This window comes from Helicobacter sp. MIT 21-1697 (assembly GCF_026241255.1).
Lineage (GTDB): Bacteria > Campylobacterota > Campylobacteria > Campylobacterales > Helicobacteraceae > Helicobacter_C.
The window spans coordinates 156503-173841 of record NZ_JAPHNC010000003.1 but is presented as its reverse complement, the minus strand read 5'-3'; the positions used below and the strand labels follow the sequence as shown (position 1 = coordinate 173841).

The following is a 17339-nucleotide window of genomic DNA, read 5'->3' as shown; positions in this document are numbered from 1 at the left end:
TAGAATCTAATAATTTCTTAAAAAATATCCATCTATACCATCAGCTATGCCTTTAGCAATAAGCTTTTGGTAGTCTTTTTTGGCAATTAATTTACCCTCGTCTTTATGTGAAGCATAACCAATCTCTATTAATACAGAAGGCATAAGTGCTCCAGCTAAAACCCAAAATGGACCTTCTCTTACTGCCCCATCGTGTGTATTGTATTTCTCTCTTACTTGATTAAGTATGCTAGATTGAATCTCAATGGCAAGTTTATGTGAAGCAACTAGATGAAAGGCACTGATGGTGTTTAAAAAAGATTTTGTTGCAAAATGGCTCATTGTTTCAATATCACCTTGGTTTTCCGCTTTTGCCACTTGTTCAGCACGCTCACTCCGTGCAGGTGAAAGAAAATAAGTCTCTACCCCACTTGGTGTTTTAGGAGAGCCTTTGGGCATTGAGTTTGCATGCACAGAAACAAATAAATCTGCATTTTTAGCATTAGCAAATTCTGTGCGTTTGCGCAAATCAATATATATATCAGTATTGCGCGTCATATACACCACATAGCCACGATTTCTAAGTTCTGGAGCAAGGAGTTTTACTACTTCAAGCACAATTACTTTCTCGCATATACCCTCTACGCTTTTTGTGCCACAATCCTTTCCCCCGTGCCCAGCATCAATAACAATCTTTTTTGCTGCATTTGTTTTATGATTCTTATTTGTGGCTTTTGGCATCTGCGTATCTTGAGATATTTTATTTTCTGTTGCTTGGGGAGGGTTTTGAGTATTTTTAGAATCCAACGGTATTGGTTTTGGTGTAGGCTTTTTCTCTTCTTGTTGGACAGGTTTTATCATTATATAGAGATTCTCTTTTTCTTTGATAATATCAAAAGTCGATTTGGGCTGTATATTTATCACAATACGCACAATTTTTGGTGTATTTTGTGCTACTTGCAATGTGGAATTATCTTTAAAAATAAAATTACGACGAGGAAGAGTAAGATTTGCTTCAAAATCCACAAAACTCTTATTGTCCTGAAGTTCTTTAACCTGCCACTGAAGTTGTGCAATATCTTGAGCAAAAACAATTTTAAGATTCCCATCACCAAAAGGCACCATTTTTACTATACGATGCTCTCCCCACATACACACCATTGTAAGGAATAAAATTGCTAAAATCCGCAACATTTATGCCCCTAATCTTGGACTAATTCGGCAATGATTTCTCTTACGGGTTGAATTTTTTGGATTCTATACCCATTTGCTCCTGTAAAATATAATCCCTGCTCCCTATCGCCCATAAATCCACGCCCTAAAGAATCTGCGATGCAATACCCTACTTTTTTTGCCTCTACCCCTCTATGACAAGGTGAAACACAATTGCTTATACAACGAATCTTTGGCGCATTACCTTGTGCGATTCTATCAAAAATTCCCGTTTTAACTGCACGAGCAGGATAGCCCACAGGAGATTTAACAAGCTCAATATCTTCTTTAGACACAGAAGGCATTAAATCACGATAGGCTACTGCATCGCATTCTTCAGAGCCAAGCCATCTTGTTCCCATTTGCACTCCGCTTGCACCCAAAGAAAGCATTCTATCAATATCATTTCTATCCCAAATACCTCCAGCAGCTATGACAGGGATATTGCCCCATTTTTCTACCTCATCAACTACTTGAGGAAGAACATTCTCAAGCTGATATTCCTGCTTAAAGCAATCCTCATAACTAAAGCCCTGATGTCCGCCGCTAAGCGGTCCTTCTACTATTACTGCATCTGGGATTCTTGCATATCTATCCATCCAACGTTTGCAAATAATTTTCAATGCTTTAGCTGAAGATACAATGGGCACAAGTGCTACATCAGGAAAATTTTTTGTAAATTCAGGCATATTAGTGGGTAATCCAGCGCCTGTTACAATAATATTTGCTCCAGCTTCACACGCATCACGCACTACTCGCCCATATTCATTAATCGCATAAAGAATATTTGCTCCAAGCGGATTATTCCCACATATTTTACGTGCATTTTTAAAAATCTCATTGAGTGCGTGCTTTGAATAAAAATTAATAGCTTCAAAAGGTTTAGATTGAGTAATTTTCTCAACAAATTGCATTTTTTGGTAATACCCTGTGCCTACTGCACTAATAATACCAAGCGCACCCTCTTTAGAAACATTACCAGCAAGTCTATCCCAGCTGATACCCACACCCATACCCCCTTGAAAAATTGGATATTTTATCGTGTGCTTACCTATTTTAAGCGGTTTTAATCCCATCACGCAATCCTTACGATATAATCACTTTTGCAAAACGTCTCTTGCCAATTTGAACAATATATTCACCCTTTGATAACTTCAGCTCTTCATTCGTTATCTTTTCTTTGTTAATTTTCAATGCCCCTGCACGAATATCCCTCCGTGCCTGCGAAGTAGATTCGCAGAGCCTCGCAATTACAAGTACTTTAGCTATCCACTCACCTTCATTGCAAGTAAATACAGCTAAATCCGTAGGTATTTCATCTTTACTAAACACATTGTCAAATGCTATTTTAGCTTGTTTTGCTAAATCAATGTTATGATAACGCGTAGTTATTTCTAAAGCAAGTTGTTCTTTTACTACTTTAGGGTGAGCATTCCCCGCATTTACCTGCTCTTTAAGCGCAAAAATCTCTTGTAATGACAATGACGAAAGCAACTCATAATATCGCCACATCATCTCATCGCTAATGCTTAGAATCTTAGCATACATTGTGTTTGCAGATTCTGTAACACCAATGTAATTATTAAGTGATTTGCTCATCTTTTGCACTCCATCAAGCCCTTCTAAAAGTGGCATTGTCATCACTGATTGCTCCTTATTGAGTTTGTAAGCCCTCTGCAAACTTCGCCCAACTAAAAGATTAAACTTTTGATCATTGCCACCTAATTCAATATCACAATTTAAAGCAACAGAATCATAACCTTGCAAAAGTGGATATATAAATTCCACTATGGAAATGGATTGATTATTACTATAACGTTTAGTAAAATCATCACGTTCTAGCATTCTAGCCACAGAAAAATGCGAAGTGAGTGTAATAAGCCCAAGCGCACCTAATTCATTAAGCCATTTAGAATTAAAGCATATCTGCGTATATTGAGGGTCAAGCACTTTAAATACTTGCTCTTTGTAAGTAAGAGCATTTGCCTCCACTTGCTCCCTACTTAAGGGTTTTCTTGTTTCACTTTTTCCGCTTGGGTCTCCGATAGTAGCAGTAAAATCACCAATAAGAAATTTTACATTGCCACCATATCGTTGAAATGTAGCAAGCTTTTGCAAAAGCACTGTGTGTCCTAAATGTAAATCAGGTGCAGTAGGATCAAATCCTGCCTTAACGCAAAAACGCTCTCCTGTATTATAAAACCTCTCCACCAAATCGCGGATATATTCCTCTCCTATAAATTCCACGCAACCTCGCTTTAACTCTTGCATTGCTTGCTTTATTTTCACATTGTTTCCTTTCTAGCTTAAATACGCATCTTTAAGGCTACTTAATTCAATAATTTTATACTTTTTGCTCAATATTTCTCTTAATGTTTTAATATCACGCGTTTTGCTTTCAAAACAAATCTCACAATAAGTTGAAAACTGCCGCTTCAATGTATCATATTCTACACTCAAAATATTACAATCAAGTTTGGCACATAACCCACATAAGTGCGCCAATGCCCCTTTTTTGTTTTCAAGTGCAACAATCATTTTATAAGTATCTTTTTGCTCATTTGCCCATTGCACAAAAAGCATCTCACTTCCCTGTTCCATTTCACTAATTGCCCTTTCACACATTTTATGATGAATATAGGCTTTTTGCGCGGTTTTAATAGCAAGAATCTCATCACCAAATTTAGGGTGGCAGCAAAAATCAAATATTGCCTCATTAATATTGCGATTAGTTTGCAAAACAATATTATCAAAAGTAAGAGTTTTAAATTTCAACATATTAATTTTAATTTTCCCCAAAAAGTTTGCCTCTCGTGCAAAATTGCCTCTAATACTATTTTTTACCTCTTTTAAAAATACCAAATCATATACAGCCCGATAAATATGAGAATCTAGTCTATTTTGTTTCAAATAAGCCAAAATTGTGTCTTGGGAACTATCAAAAATCGTTTTTAAAATACTAAGTGCTGTTTTTTTATCAATCTCTCTAAGCTTATTTTGACATTGGATTCTCATATGATTTTTGGCTCTTGAGGTTTTGACTGCATCAATCCAAGTGCAACGAGGACGGACATTCTCGCCATCTGCAACAACAATAATGCGCACAATATCGCCATTTTTAAGCGGTTGAAGCAAAGAGACTTTTTGATGATTGACTAAAGCTGCTTTAGCATTATCACCTATATCACTATGCACTGCATAAGCAAAATCAAGTGCTACTGCACCCACAGGAAGATTATAAATATCTCCAGTAGGTGAAAACACAACCATATCTTCTTTGTATAAATCATTTTTTGCAAGCTCATAAAATTCCTCAATGGTATCATTTTGATATTGTAAATTATTGAGCCATTCAAGGTTTGGTTCTCTCCCGCCACTTTTATATTTCCAATGTGCTGCTACGCCATATTGAGCAGATTTGTGCATATCAAAGGTGCGAATTTGCACTTCATAAATATTTGCTCCTTCAAAAATAGTTGTGTGTATGGTTTGATAACCATTTTCCTTAGGAATCGCAATATAATCTTTAAGACGCGAAACAACAGGCTTTAGCTGCAAATGTAAAAGTCCAAGCACCTTATAGCATTCAAGGCTTGTTGGCACAATAATGCGCACAGCCAATAAATCCAAAATTTCATCAATGCCCACACCTTTGCGCTGCATTTTAAGAAATATGGAGTAATAACGTTTTACACGACTTTTGATAGTAAAATCCTTTTCATTGAAACCATTTTGTAACAAAATCATAGAAACTTTTTGAGTAAATTCATTGAGCTTGAGCGTGATAGACTGGCTATTATCTTTGATATATTGTTCAATCTTTTTGTAATCTTGAGGAAAAATATAAAAAAAACTCCTATCTTCTAACTCACTTTTAAGCGATGCGATACCCAAACGATGAGCGATAGGCGCATATACCATAAGTGTTTCTTCTGCAATACGTTTTTGCTTATGCGGTGGCAGTGCATCAAGGGTAAGCATATTGTGCATTCTATCGCTTATTTTAATCACAAGCGCACGAATATCTTTGATTGAAGCAAGAAGCATTTTACGAAAGCTTAATGCAGAAGCCGCAAGTTTCTCATTAAAATTATTACTTAATTCTTCGTTACGAATCTCCACAATCTTTGTAAGCGCATCAACTAAATGTCCTACGTCCCAATCAAACTCGCGTTGCACATCTTCAAGTGAGTACAATGTATCCTCTACCACATCGTGCAAAAGTGCAGCACATAACATCGTCTCATCGCCACCATAAAATGCCACTATACACGCTACACATAAGGGATGAACCACATAGGGAATCCCACTTTTACGAAGCTGCCCTTCGTGTGCAAGAGTTGCTACATCAATGGCTTTTTGCACCTTAGGCGTAACTTGTGCAAGCGAATGAAGCTTGGCAAGGGCAGATTCTACGGAATTAATTTGGGCGAGTTGGGTAAAAAAATCCAAAACCTCTCCCTATTCCTTATCCTCAATGGAAGTGAGTTCTACTTTTCCTTCAGCAATTTCTCGCATAGCAATATCGGGTAATTTATGTATTTTAACGTCCATATCTACAAGCGGTTTTGCCCCCTCTCCAAGTTCTCTCACGCGTTCAAAAATTAAACTTGCAAGCAAATATCTATCATTATGCACTCGTTTAAGAGCCTTTGCTGCAATTTCCTCTGTTCGTAATGTGTCCATAGTATTCCTTAGTGTAAAATTGTAAAATTATTGATTCTATCTTTTTTTTTATTTAGTTTTGCTTTTGATTTCCTATTTCACTATTGAACAAATGCCTTTGTTGTATTTAAGCAAATCAAGCAAATTGCCTTCTCTAAACATATTGCACACTAAAATCGGTAATTTATTATCTTTTGCAAGAGCAATAGCTGTATCGTCCATTACCTTAATATGATCTCTTAGTGCCTCATCATAGCTTATGCTTTCAAGCATTTTAGAATCAGAAAATTTATGAGGGTCTTTATCATAGACACCATCAACCTTTGTCGCTTTAATGATGACATCAGCGCTAATCTCTACCGCGCGTAAAGTCGCTGCACTATCGGTAGTAAAGAAAGGATTCCCAGTACCTGCGCCAAATACTACCACTCGCCCCTTTTCTAAATGCCTAATTGCACGGCGGTAAATATAACTCTCACAGACTTCTTTAATCTCTAATGCACTCTGCACTCTCACATCTACACCCAAATGCTCCAAAGCCTCTTGCATAGCCACCGCATTAATAACTGTGGCAAGCATACCCATATAGTCTCCACTTGTGCGGCGAATAATACCTCCTTGTGCGGCGGACACACCTCTTATGATATTACCACCGCCAATAACTATGCCCACTTCAATGCCATTATCAACAAGGCTTTTTATCTCGCGTGCAATATACTCTAATATCTTTACATCAATGCCAAATCCACTATTTCCCGATAAAGCCTCACCTGAAAATTTTACCAAAACACGTTTATACTCCATACACTATCCTTTCATTTTTCACTATCTTATCGCAAAAGCTTAAACTAAGAAATTTGAATGAAATTGAACAACTGAGATTCTATCAATATATACACGCAGCACCATATATATAGCCAAAATAATTCCATAAGAGTTCGCACTCTTCTTTTGATTTTCCTTCTTTTATCATCTCTTCTTGCATCTCTCCTCGTTCATCAAAGATTCTACGAATTACATATCTGCCATTACAAATCTGCTTTCGCACAACCCCCTTATCATACTCATACACACATTGTTTATAAGGCGTTTTGAATTTCCATATCCCATCTCTTAAACCTTGCACATAAAAGCCCTCTATCTTATCTCTACCATCATTGCCATTATCTAATCTGTATTCATTATATATGCTCCACTTACCTTCGCGTTTGCCATTTTTATAGTGTCCTTGATGAGTAGCTCTAAAGCCATCTTCACTGCTTGTGGAAAGAGAAAAAACTGCTGCAAGCAACACAATACACATAATGACAACAACAGACAATGCCAACATTATATCAGCAAAAATATTCAAAAGCTTTTCTATCATTGATTGTCCTTTGCTATAAACTTACTTGGTATTGCTTTTATCTCACCACAAGAGTGAATAAAACCATTTTCAAAGATATAAGCCATAGAATCAACGGGGATTTTAGCTTTTTTATAAGCAGAAAGCGGCTTACACGCGCTTTTTTCAACATAAAACCCCATCAATTCAATCTGTTCTAAATCTTGCAAGTCTAAATAAAAAGTCTCATTTCCTATTTTCAGAGCATATTCATTAGGCGTTGGGTCTTCAAATCTTAAGTAAGATGTATAAGTTTCTGTGGTGTGCAATATATGATCATCAACAAACTTAACAATCCAAAGAAGCACAAATGCGATTAAAATAATCCCATAGAGTGCCAACATAAAGAAAAAGCTGATTTTTGTTATTTTCATTTATAAGACTCCTTATAGATTCTATAATGCCATACGAATACAATCATAAAGCATATCCATATTGTGCTCATTCACAAATTCCACGCCCATAAACTTGCCCTTAGAAACAATCTCTGATGGTGGAAGCTGCCGCACAACAACACAAAAAATAATTTTTGGATTCGCCTTTGGTAGCTCTTTATAAGTTTTAATAACGCTCAATGCACTTACATTACCGATTTTTTCATCAATAACAATAATATCTTGTGATTTTTGAATAAGACTTTTAAGTGCATTAATCGGGTCGTTATCTATTGTGATAAGCAAGCTTGAATCTATTTTTTCAATCACTTCTTTATATTTGAGAGTATTTACCATAGTTTCACGCACAATCATAAGGCTTTTACGATTAGTTGTTTCTAAATAATGTAACAAATCAAAAAGCTCTTTTGAACGCGCAGAGAGTTTTGTTTTATCAAGCCCACGCAAAAAATAACGCAAAAAAGTTTTTGAACTAAAACTCCCTTCAATACGCGAATTACGAAAGAAATGTTTGATACTCTGACTATATTTTGCCCTGCCCCATAAAGTCGTATCAAAATCATAGGCTTTTGTATCAAGCAGAGCAAGAAAATGTGTTTTAATATCTTGTGTCATAGGTGTATAGACTTGAGCAAATTTTTCAAAATGCTCCTCTTTAAAATTTTTCATACGCGCATTTTCACTCACAAGCGCATCTTTTTGATTCCCTATAAAATTAAGCAAATCCACATATCGTTTTCGCATTTGTTTGACTTCTTTTTCTACTTCAGTATATTCCTTGCTTCCCTTATCATCACGTTTTCCTAAACTTTTTTCCCCCGCAGCTAAAGCACTACTTAAAGAATTAGTTTGGGCTTGAGCATTAGCAAGAGAGCTTTGAATCTCCTCAATACGCACAATAGTTTTATTATATTCTACTTGACGCGCAAGAAATATTGTTTCAAAAGCGTAATTGAGGGCATATTGTGTTTTTTTATGGTAATTTTCATACGCTTGAGAAAGATAGGCGATTTCTTGTTTGAGCTTTTTTAACACATCATTTTCAACATTAGGGTCCATAGCACATAAATCATTATATGCTGTAAGCAAAAAACGTCGCATACGCACAAAATCTAGTTTTAAATGCCCTGCAACAAAATCTTTGTATTTACCCAAAATTTCATTTTCACGAGCAAAAAATTCCTCAATACATAGACGTGCAGGCTTATTCACAGGAATTGCGTCAGGATCAACGGGTTTGGGCTTAAGATGGATTTTAGTAACAGCCCTCATCTCTACAACAAATTCTACTTCTACGCCTTTTTTTAATTCACTTATCTCATCTTCCCACAAATCAAAAGCAAAATCAAAAATTCTTTTATTTAAATCCTGTTCTACTTGTGCTTTGTTTGCTTGTGAATCTATATCTATAATTTTTCCATATAACATACTAAATCCTCATATTCTTTAAGTAAAATAAAAATTATACCCTATGTATTTGCTCCTCATTTATTTTAATGCTTTGCGTTTGTGCCCATTGATAAATCTCTTTAAGTTCAAGTGTATTATCACTTTGAAGTGAGCTTTGATGTGTAAAAAGTGGAGGCAACACTCTTAAAGAAGACTTGGATTGAATCTTAGCCTTTAAAAGCATAAGGGTAGATTCTCTATCGGGTAGAGAATGCACAAAACGCACTACATCAATGTGTATGCCACACTCTCTAAATTCATAAAATACCTCATCACACATTCTTGCATCATAACACATACACATTATACCATTAGGCTTGAGAGCGCGTTTTATTTGTTCAAGCATTGGGCGCAATGGCAAAAAACATTGATGACGAGCCATATTTTTGCGCTGATTCTTTCCTTGCACTGCACCTTTTGTGTAAAAAGGTGGATTAGTGATAATAAAATCAAATGTAAAAGGCGCAACAAAATCTATAAAATCTACACAATGCACCACTCCATTAAAAATACTTATATTTTTTTGTGCAAGAGCCGCCATAATCGTATCTTTTTCTACAAGATGAAGTGTTATACTTCCACCCATAGAGAGTATCTCCCTACTGCATAGCATTCCTAGCACACCACTTCCTGCACCTACATCTAGGAGACTTATATGCTTTTTAAGAAAAGGTTTCGCAAAGTGGGCTAGTATAAGACTATCTGTATTATAACAATAGCCATTTTCAAGCTGATAAATATTTAGTGTAGCCATAATGCCATATCCTCTCCAAGCCTCATTGTATGTAAAAGCTTGAAGTTTGCCTTAAGTGTATGAGCAAGACATTCACCCTTATCGCAAGTAAAGGCTTGATGAATAAGAATCATATCAATAGATTCTCTAAGTGAGCAAAGCAAATCCCAACCTCCCTCTACAACAATGAATCCTTGTAAAGATGCAAAATGAGCTATATCATTAATAAAATGCACTCTATTTTTTGATAATGCAATATCTAAAGATTTTATCTCATCAAAATGACGCAAAGTGCGCGAAATAATCCCAACTTGTGGCAAATGTGTGTTATCATAAGGCAAAGTAGCATAACGCGCATTAAGCTGTGGATTATCATTTCGCAAAGTATTGCCAGAAATGCAAATCCAATCACATACACTGCGTTGATTATGCGTAAATTGCCTTGATATATCTGAAGAAATGCGTCCTTGCGTATAGCTCCCATCAAGTCGCATTGCAAGTTTAAAAAGTGCAAATCGTCCTTTTTTCCTTAGAATCTCAAAAGGCATAAGAAGACTAGTCGTTAAATGCTGCAATGCAGGGGATTGTATATAACATACATTAATCCCAGCTTGCGATAAATAGCTCGCCCCTCCTGCTGCAAGAGTATGGGTATCGTTTGTGGCAATACATACTCTAGAAAAACCAAGAGAAGACAAAAGCTGTGAGCAAGGTGGGGTTTTACCATAATGATTGCAAGGTTCTAAACTCACATATAAAGTGCATTCTTTAAAAAGCCCATTATGATGCGCCAAAAGATAAGTATGAATATCCTCACTTTTATGAAATTGAGTAATCTCATCATCGCCACTTAGAGTGCGATAAGCTGCTTGGATTGCAAGAACTTCCGCGTGGGGGCTTCCTGCTATTTGATGCACTGCTTGAGAGAGAATCTGTCCATACTTATCCACCACAAGTGCGCCTACACTTGGATTAGGCAAAGCAAGAGTCTGACTTTCCCACGCTAGGGTGCAACAATAATGCAAAAATAATTCATCACTAGAATTCAAAAATAACCTTTATTTTTTTAATATCTACAAAATGAAATGAAAGTATTTCTTTGCCCGTATCAATGCTTATACCTGCCTCATCTACATCATATAAAATGCCCTCAATTACGCTTTTATCCATAAGTTTTATACTCACTCTCTCGCCCAGCGAATAAGCATAATGTTGAGGTTTTTTAAGCACTCTCTCTAATCCGGGAGAACTCACCTCAAGGTTGTATTCTTTAAGATATTCATCTTCTACATCTAATAAAGGAGAGATTAATTCACTTACATTCTGACAATCCTGTAAGCTTACCGCCTCGCTATTTCTGTAATCTTGCTTTTGCATAGGCGCTTTGCGCGTAATGCTCACACGCAAAATGGGACGATTATCTTCTTTAAGAAAATCAATATCATATATATAAAGTCCCAATGTTGCTGCAAGTTGTTCAATCCTCACTTGTGTGTGCTGCGAAAGCATACTCTCTCCTCTAATGATGTCTATTTTTGGCAATTTGCTCAAATATAGTATCTAATGTATTAGCATAACGGAGGCTATCATCAAATTTAAAACTAAAATTTGGTGAGCGAAACCACTGCGTAGAAGTTAAAACATACTCTTTTAAAATCCCCTGTGCCTTATGCAATCGGGCTAAAATAGCTTCACGCTCCTGTGCAGGAATATCTGTGCCCTCAATATATACTTCCGCACTTTGCTTACCCTTAGAGCATTTCACGCCTGTGATACTCAAAGTATTAATCTGCACATCATTTAATTGTGAAAGAGCTTCACTTAAAATTTCTTGTAGCAGAGATTCTAAACGTTGTTGTTTAATATTCATTATTGGGTATCTCCATTTCTCGCAAGGCATAAAATGATGAACGATAAGCACTAAATGTGCCTTGTAAAATTGCCTCTCTTGCCTCACGCATAAGATTTAAATAATAATGTAAATTATGCAATGAAGCAAGACGATGATAAGTCATCTCTTGAGAGCGAAAAAGATGGCATAAATATGCACGCGTAAAATGTTGGCAAGTGTAACAATTACACAATTCATCAATGGGCGATTGGTCATTGCTAAAAATTGCCGCTTTAATATTTATTTTGCCAAAATGTGTAAAAAGCGTAGCATTACGCGCATTTCTCGTAGGCATCACACAATCAAACATATCCACGCCAAGTGCGATAGATTCTATAATATTTTCTGGTGTGCCTACCCCCATAAGATAACGTGGTTTATCCACAGGCATAAGTGGCGTAGTAAAGCTGATTGTCTCATACATTTGCTCACTTGGCTCACCCACTGCTAAACCCCCAATAGCAAATCCATCAAAATCTCCCATATCCACAAGCTGCTTAGCACAAAGTGCGCGAAAATGCTTATTTACCCCACCTTGAATAATAGCAAAAAGATTATTATTTAAGCCCAAACCCTGCGCTTTTTGAGATTGATGATAGAGAAGACTTTTTTGCGCCCACGCACTTGTCCGCGCAATAGAATCTACAATGCGCTCCTTACTTGCAGGCAAGCCTACCAAATCATCAAGCACCATCATAATATCACTATTGAGCGCATATTGTATATCAAGCACATATTCTGGCGAGAAAAAATGCTTAGAACCATCAATATGAGATTTAAACATTATGCCCTCATCTGTAACTTTAGCATTTTGATTCAGACTAAAGGCTTGGAATCCGCCGCTATCGCTTAAATAACTTCTATCAAAATGAGCAAAACGAGCAATGCCACCAAAATTCTTAAGCCGCTCAATGCCTATGCGTAAATACATATGATAAGTATTGACAAGAATAATCTGTGCGTTTAAAAGTTCTGACATATCCCTACTATCAAGTGCTTTCACACAACCTTGTGTGCCAACAGGCATAAAAACAGGAGTTTGCACTTCACTATGAGCAAGTTTGAGACTAAGTGCTCTTGCTCTACCATCTTGTGCCTGAAGTGTAACCTGCATAGTGCTACTCTTTTAGCACTTTTTAGGCACTAAATTATCTTGTGTGGAATATTTTTGTATAGCCTTACGTGCGTGCTCTGTGGCAGTATGGGCTGCTTTTATTAATGTTCCACGCACACCACTTTCCTCTAACACTGCTAAGCCTCTGATAGTTGTGCCACCCGGACTTGATATAGCATATTTAAGCTCACTCGGGCTTTTATGAGCCAACTCTGCAGCAAATCCTACAAAAGTTTGCTTTACTAATGCTATGCTTTGTTGTTCATTCAATCCCTCCAAGATACCCGCATCAATGAGAGATTCAGCTATAAGGGCTAAAAAAGCTATGCAGCTACCGCTTGTAGCAATACTAGATTCTATAAGTGCTTCATTATCTACCTGCACAGCTGTGCCAAAAGATTCTATAAATGGACGTATTTCGTTATAGAGTATCTGTGCAGAATCTTTGGTGTCTGATATATGGTAATAAAATGCTGTGGCTGAAAGTTTGCTGTTGGCAGCAATATTTGGCATAAGTCGCACCATAAAAGACGCGCTAAGATGCTTTTGTATCATCGCTATACTTGCCCCTGCTAATACGCTATATATACCATTTGCTTTTCCTTGAAAAACAAAACTTTCCAAACCAGCAGGTTTAGTGCATAACAAAATATCTTTACCTTCTATATCAATTACATTTTTGCCCGATGAAGATTCTACTCTAGCCTCATACACACAAGCATCAAGAGCGCATTGCGTAATAAAATCATAAGCTTTATGAGCACACCTACCGGCAATAATAAGGTGATAATATTCCCCAACAAAACTATTATTGGTAAGAATAGCTTTAGCCATATTACCATAGCCCACAACAATAAGGGTTTTTTTCATTATTTTTTTTGGCTATCTCTTACAGGTGCAGCTTGCTCACCTTTTTGCGCCTCTTCTTTGTCATAATATTTACCGATAGGCTCATTTAAACTATATAAAGGATACTGCGTACTATCTAACACTACTTGCGCCATTGTAAGATTATCAAAATTAAAAATCAAAGGAGCAAGAAAATTAATTGTAGAATTTTCAATAGGCTGCTGAATCACCATAATATTAGCAATAAGAAGATTCTTTGCATCACTTAAATCAAGTAAAATTTTAATACTTGCAGGCACATCAAATTCATATTCTCGCAACAAAAACGGATTGACAAGTGTAAAATGGGGCACTTCACCCTCAGCGTTATAAAGCTTCATAAACAAATCATCAATCTTCTCAAGCTTCATTTTCGCCACATTCTCAAAACCTAGAATCGGTGATTTGACTTCAAAAATCATAACTTTTTGCTCCAAAATTTTAGGCTAATTCACATTCAATAAGCGGATTATAACATAAATCCGCATTTTTTATGCTAAATAGTAAAATGTAATTGTGTATAATACATTTTTATTTTCAAAAATTAAAGGTTTTTAATGAAAATATACGCCTTAATGTGTCTTTTATTTGCATATTTTATGTTTTTTGGCTGTGCAAAAAAAGAAGTTGAGTATAATAAATCAGCAGCCTATTGGTATGAAGCCATCATCAAAGAGATTAATTTCGGCAATCTTGAAGGTGCTGATGGTTATTTTTCATCTTTGCAAAGTGAGCATATTAATTCTCCACTCATTCCAGAAGCAATGCTTATACTTGGACAAGCCCATATGGAAAAAGATGAATACCTCCTTGCAGCCTTTTATTTTGATGAATATCTTAAACGTTACTCTTCTCTTGATAATCAAGACTATGTGCGCTATTTGAAGATTCTGACTAATTTTTATGGATTTAAAAATTACAGCAAAGACCAAGAATTTATGGCTCAAAGCATTGAAGATACAAAATCTTTTTTGCAAATGTATCCTCATAGTCGCTACGCACCTTATGTAGAATATATTGACTTGAAATTCCAACTTGGACAAATTGAACTTAATCGCTCTATTGCTCGTGTATATCAAAAACAAAGCAAAACACAAGCGCAAGAAGAATATTTAAGTCGCAATGATGAAGAGCTTTTTGCAAATCTTAAACCCAAGCCCTCGCATATCCCGTGGTATGTAAGAATCTTTAATTGGTAGGAGTAAAGAATGAATGCTTTAAATAATGAATTTCCCATACTTATGCCTTTAATTGTTGAAGATGAACTTTTTATTTATCCCTTTATGATTGCACCACTTTTTATTAGCGATGAAAACAACATCAAAGCCGCGGATAAAGCTATGAAAGGCAATAGTCTTGTATTTATTAGCTCTATACGCAATGATGAGAATCAAACATTCTACAATGTCGGCGTCATTGGTTCAATTATGCGCAAAGTCGCCCTCCCTGATGGGCGAGTAAAATTGCTTTTTAAAGGCTTATATCGTGGTAAGATACTTCAAGTGATTCAAACTCCTAAAGAACCTATACAAGTAGAAGTAGATTTGATTGCTTATAAAGAATATGAAAATGACAAAATGAGTGCTCTCTTGCAAGTGCTACGCGAAAAAGTGCGTCATCTTGCTAATCTTGATGGACATTTTCCGCCTGATTTGCTTAAAAGCATAGATGAAAATCACGAACCAAATCGTATTGTGGATTTAATCGCTTCAGCTATGCGCCTCTCCACAGAACAAGCCTACACACTTTTTGCCAAAGATGATGTAGAAGAGCGAGTATTAGGCTTAATTGAATATGTCATTGAAGAGATAGAGGCTCAAAAGCTCCAAAAAGAGATTAAAAACAAAGTTCATAATAAAATGGAGCAAGTCAATAAAGAGTATTTTCTCAAAGAACAATTAAAACAGATTCAAAAAGAACTTGGAGCAGATAATACTCGTGATGAAGAAATGGAGCAATATATACAAAAGCTTAATAGTCTCAAACCTTATATGAGCGAAAATGCTTTCAAAGAAGTGCAAAAGCAAATCAAACGCCTCTCTCGTATGCACCAAGATAGCGGTGATGCAAATATTTTACAAAACTATGTTGAATGGGTGCTTGAGATTCCATTTGGGCAATATGCTAATCAAAAACTCTCCATTGAAAATGTCGCCAAGCAGCTTGATATTGACCATTATTCATTACAAAAGCCAAAGGAGCGCATTGTAGAATATTTCGCAGTAAAAGAGCTAATAGCGCAACGCACACACAACACACAAGGACTATCTCAATCAAAACGAGGCAGAAAGCCTAAGGGTGAAAATACAGATAAATATGAAAAAGGCACTATTTTATGTTTCTATGGACCACCGGGCGTGGGTAAAACAAGCCTTGCAAACTCTATTGCAAAAGCCATTAAGCGTGAGCTTGTGCGTATTGCACTTGGAGGATTAGAAGATGTTAATGAATTGCGAGGGCATCGCCGCACTTATATTGGAGCAATGCCCGGACGCATTACACAAGGGCTTATTGAAGCAAAAGAAATGAATCCAGTCATTGTGCTTGATGAGATTGATAAAGTCGGCAGGAGTTATAGAGGCGACCCTACAAGCGTGCTGCTTGAGATTTTAGACCCAGAGCAAAATCACGCTTTTAGAGATTATTATACAAATTTTGACATTGATCTCTCACAAGTTATTTTTATTGCCACCGCAAATGATATTTCTACTATCCCTGCACCACTGCGCGATAGAATGGAGTTTATCTCTGTATCTTCTTATACGCCGCAGGAAAAATTTGAAATTGCCAAAAAATATTTGATTCCCCAAGAATTAGAAAAACACGGCTTAAAGCCACAAGAACTTAAAATCTCTACGCCCACACTTAAACTTATTATTGAAAAATACACACGCGAAGCAGGTGTGCGCAATCTACGACATAATATCGCACAAATTATGCGTAAAGTGGCAACTCTTATCTTAAAAGGTGAAAAGTCTATCACGCTCACACCGCAGAATATAGAGCAATTCCTTGATAAGATTGTATTTGAAATTTCTCCCACAGACAAAAAAAATATAGTTGGTATTGTCAATGGATTAGCTTGGACAAGTGTGGGTGGTGATGTGCTTAAAATTGAAGCAGTGAAAATCAAAGGTAAAGGCACACTTACGCTCACAGGAAGCTTAGGCGATGTAATGAAAGAATCTGCACATATCGCACACTCTGTGATAAAAGTCCTGCTTGATAAAAAAATATTAAAGCATAATGCAAAAACATCTATTTATCAGCACTATGACATTCATCTTCACGTCCCAGAAGGCGCAACACCTAAAGATGGTCCAAGTGCAGGTATTGCTATGGCGTGTGTTATTGCCTCAATCCTTACAGATTCTAAAATTGATACAAGTGTAGCAATGACAGGTGAGCTTACATTAAGGGGCAATGTTCTGCCTATTGGTGGTTTGCGTGAAAAACTCATCGCCGCACATAAAGCTGGCATTAAAACCGCGCTTATTCCACAAAAAAATTATGAGCGTGATTTAAAAGATATTCCCCAAGAAGTGCTCAAAAAACTTAAAATCATCGGAGTAAGCGATATTAAAGAAGTGCTTGATATAGCTCTTGTAAAATAAGAGCTTGGGGGTTGC

The 17339-nt window shown here is 36.4% G+C and carries 18 protein-coding genes; 2 read left to right on the top strand and 16 right to left on the bottom strand.

The genetic code is table 11. The annotated features are described in order from the left end of the window. Positions 1-6: 6 nt before the first annotated feature. From OQH61_RS04410 to fliW, 16 genes are all read right to left on the bottom strand, one after another. Positions 7-1173, bottom strand: coding sequence for an N-acetylmuramoyl-L-alanine amidase family protein (locus tag OQH61_RS04410; protein ID WP_266026085.1), 1167 nt, complete (start codon positions 1171-1173; stop codon positions 7-9). A gap of 8 nt (positions 1174-1181) precedes the next feature. Beyond that, positions 1182-2267, bottom strand: a complete 1086-nt coding sequence (locus OQH61_RS04405; protein WP_266026084.1) for a nitronate monooxygenase — start codon at positions 2265-2267, stop codon at positions 1182-1184. 10 nt (positions 2268-2277) lie between these two features. Continuing rightward, positions 2278-3480 (bottom strand): tyrosine--tRNA ligase, encoded by a 1203-nt coding sequence (tyrS, locus tag OQH61_RS04400; protein WP_266026083.1) that lies wholly within the window; start codon positions 3478-3480, stop codon positions 2278-2280. 12 nt (positions 3481-3492) lie between these two features. Continuing rightward, entirely contained in the window at positions 3493-5643 is a 2151-nt protein-coding gene (locus tag OQH61_RS04395; RefSeq protein WP_266026082.1) for a RelA/SpoT family protein, read from the bottom strand. 9 nt (positions 5644-5652) lie between these two features. Continuing rightward, positions 5653-5877 carry a DNA-directed RNA polymerase subunit omega gene (locus OQH61_RS04390; protein WP_266026081.1) on the bottom strand — a complete coding sequence of 75 codons (225 nt, stop codon included), beginning with the start codon at positions 5875-5877 and terminating at the stop codon, positions 5653-5655. Positions 5878-5949: 72 nt separating this feature from the next. Beyond that, positions 5950-6660, bottom strand: a complete 711-nt coding sequence (pyrH, locus tag OQH61_RS04385; RefSeq protein WP_266026080.1) for a UMP kinase — start codon at positions 6658-6660, stop codon at positions 5950-5952. A gap of 82 nt (positions 6661-6742) precedes the next feature. Then, positions 6743-7222 (bottom strand): hypothetical protein, encoded by a 480-nt coding sequence (locus tag OQH61_RS04380; RefSeq protein ID WP_266026079.1) that lies wholly within the window; start codon positions 7220-7222, stop codon positions 6743-6745. Further along, positions 7219-7614 carry a hypothetical protein gene (locus OQH61_RS04375; protein ID WP_266026078.1) on the bottom strand — a complete coding sequence of 132 codons (396 nt, stop codon included), beginning with the start codon at positions 7612-7614 and terminating at the stop codon, positions 7219-7221. The genes OQH61_RS04380 and OQH61_RS04375 overlap by 4 nt, the downstream gene beginning before the upstream one ends. Positions 7615-7635: 21 nt before the next feature. Continuing rightward, positions 7636-9063, bottom strand: a complete 1428-nt coding sequence (locus OQH61_RS04370; RefSeq protein WP_266026077.1) for a hypothetical protein — start codon at positions 9061-9063, stop codon at positions 7636-7638. Between the two features lie 34 nt (positions 9064-9097). Beyond that, positions 9098-9838 (bottom strand): tRNA1(Val) (adenine(37)-N6)-methyltransferase, encoded by a 741-nt coding sequence (locus OQH61_RS04365; protein ID WP_266026076.1) that lies wholly within the window; start codon positions 9836-9838, stop codon positions 9098-9100. Further along, a complete protein-coding gene (ribD, locus tag OQH61_RS04360) occupies positions 9826-10866 on the bottom strand; it encodes a bifunctional diaminohydroxyphosphoribosylaminopyrimidine deaminase/5-amino-6-(5-phosphoribosylamino)uracil reductase RibD (protein WP_266026074.1) in 1041 nt (346 codons plus the stop codon). Before ribD ends, OQH61_RS04365 begins: the two co-directional genes overlap by 13 nt. Then, complete coding sequence (gene rimP, locus OQH61_RS04355) at positions 10856-11326, bottom strand: ribosome maturation factor RimP (protein ID WP_266026073.1); 471 nt, start codon at positions 11324-11326, stop codon at positions 10856-10858. Before rimP ends, ribD begins: the two co-directional genes overlap by 11 nt. Positions 11327-11336: 10 nt before the next feature. Then, positions 11337-11687, bottom strand: coding sequence for a 30S ribosome-binding factor RbfA (rbfA, locus tag OQH61_RS04350; protein ID WP_266026072.1), 351 nt, complete (start codon positions 11685-11687; stop codon positions 11337-11339). Continuing rightward, complete coding sequence (gene tgt, locus OQH61_RS04345; protein WP_266026070.1) at positions 11677-12822, bottom strand: tRNA guanosine(34) transglycosylase Tgt; 1146 nt, start codon at positions 12820-12822, stop codon at positions 11677-11679. The genes rbfA and tgt overlap by 11 nt, the downstream gene beginning before the upstream one ends. 12 nt (positions 12823-12834) lie before the next feature. After that, positions 12835-13692 carry a pyrroline-5-carboxylate reductase gene (locus tag OQH61_RS04340; RefSeq protein ID WP_266026069.1) on the bottom strand — a complete coding sequence of 286 codons (858 nt, stop codon included), beginning with the start codon at positions 13690-13692 and terminating at the stop codon, positions 12835-12837. Next, positions 13692-14132: a flagellar assembly protein FliW gene (fliW, locus tag OQH61_RS04335; RefSeq protein WP_266026068.1), complete on the bottom strand. Its 441-nt coding sequence runs from the start codon at positions 14130-14132 to the stop codon at positions 13692-13694. Before fliW ends, OQH61_RS04340 begins: the two co-directional genes overlap by 1 nt. Positions 14133-14267: 135 nt before the next feature. On the opposite strand from fliW, the gene OQH61_RS04330 reads away from it, so the two are divergent. Beyond that, positions 14268-14909, top strand: a complete 642-nt coding sequence (locus tag OQH61_RS04330; RefSeq protein ID WP_266026067.1) for an outer membrane protein assembly factor BamD — start codon at positions 14268-14270, stop codon at positions 14907-14909. Between the two features lie 9 nt (positions 14910-14918). After that, the gene (lon, locus tag OQH61_RS04325) at positions 14919-17324 is read left to right on the top strand and encodes an endopeptidase La (protein ID WP_266026066.1); all 2406 of its coding nucleotides are present in this window, start codon (positions 14919-14921) and stop codon (positions 17322-17324) included. Positions 17325-17339 lie beyond the last annotated feature (15 nt).

Bases quoted from the DNA above. Each gene is read 5' to 3' on its own strand.
- OQH61_RS04410 (WP_266026085.1), bottom strand. From the start codon at position 1,173: ATGTTGCGGATTTTAGCAATTTTATTCCTTACAATGGTGTGTATGTGG.
- OQH61_RS04405 (WP_266026084.1), bottom strand. From the start codon at position 2,267: ATGGGATTAAAACCGCTTAAAATAGGTAAGCACACGATAAAATATCCA.
- OQH61_RS04390 (WP_266026081.1), bottom strand. From the start codon at position 5,877: ATGGACACATTACGAACAGAGGAAATTGCAGCAAAGGCTCTTAAACGA.
- pyrH (WP_266026080.1), bottom strand. From the start codon at position 6,660: ATGGAGTATAAACGTGTTTTGGTAAAATTTTCAGGTGAGGCTTTATCG.
- OQH61_RS04380 (WP_266026079.1), bottom strand. From the start codon at position 7,222: ATGATAGAAAAGCTTTTGAATATTTTTGCTGATATAATGTTGGCATTG.
- OQH61_RS04375 (WP_266026078.1), bottom strand. From the start codon at position 7,614: ATGAAAATAACAAAAATCAGCTTTTTCTTTATGTTGGCACTCTATGGG.
- OQH61_RS04370 (WP_266026077.1), bottom strand. From the start codon at position 9,063: ATGTTATATGGAAAAATTATAGATATAGATTCACAAGCAAACAAAGCA.
- OQH61_RS04365 (WP_266026076.1), bottom strand. From the start codon at position 9,838: ATGGCTACACTAAATATTTATCAGCTTGAAAATGGCTATTGTTATAAT.
- rimP (WP_266026073.1), bottom strand. From the start codon at position 11,326: ATGCTTTCGCAGCACACACAAGTGAGGATTGAACAACTTGCAGCAACA.
- rbfA (WP_266026072.1), bottom strand. From the start codon at position 11,687: ATGAATATTAAACAACAACGTTTAGAATCTCTGCTACAAGAAATTTTA.
- tgt (WP_266026070.1), bottom strand. From the start codon at position 12,822: ATGCAGGTTACACTTCAGGCACAAGATGGTAGAGCAAGAGCACTTAGT.
- OQH61_RS04340 (WP_266026069.1), bottom strand. From the start codon at position 13,692: ATGAAAAAAACCCTTATTGTTGTGGGCTATGGTAATATGGCTAAAGCT.
- fliW (WP_266026068.1), bottom strand. From the start codon at position 14,132: ATGATTTTTGAAGTCAAATCACCGATTCTAGGTTTTGAGAATGTGGCG.
- OQH61_RS04330 (WP_266026067.1), top strand. From the start codon at position 14,268: ATGAAAATATACGCCTTAATGTGTCTTTTATTTGCATATTTTATGTTT.
- lon (WP_266026066.1), top strand. From the start codon at position 14,919: ATGAATGCTTTAAATAATGAATTTCCCATACTTATGCCTTTAATTGTT.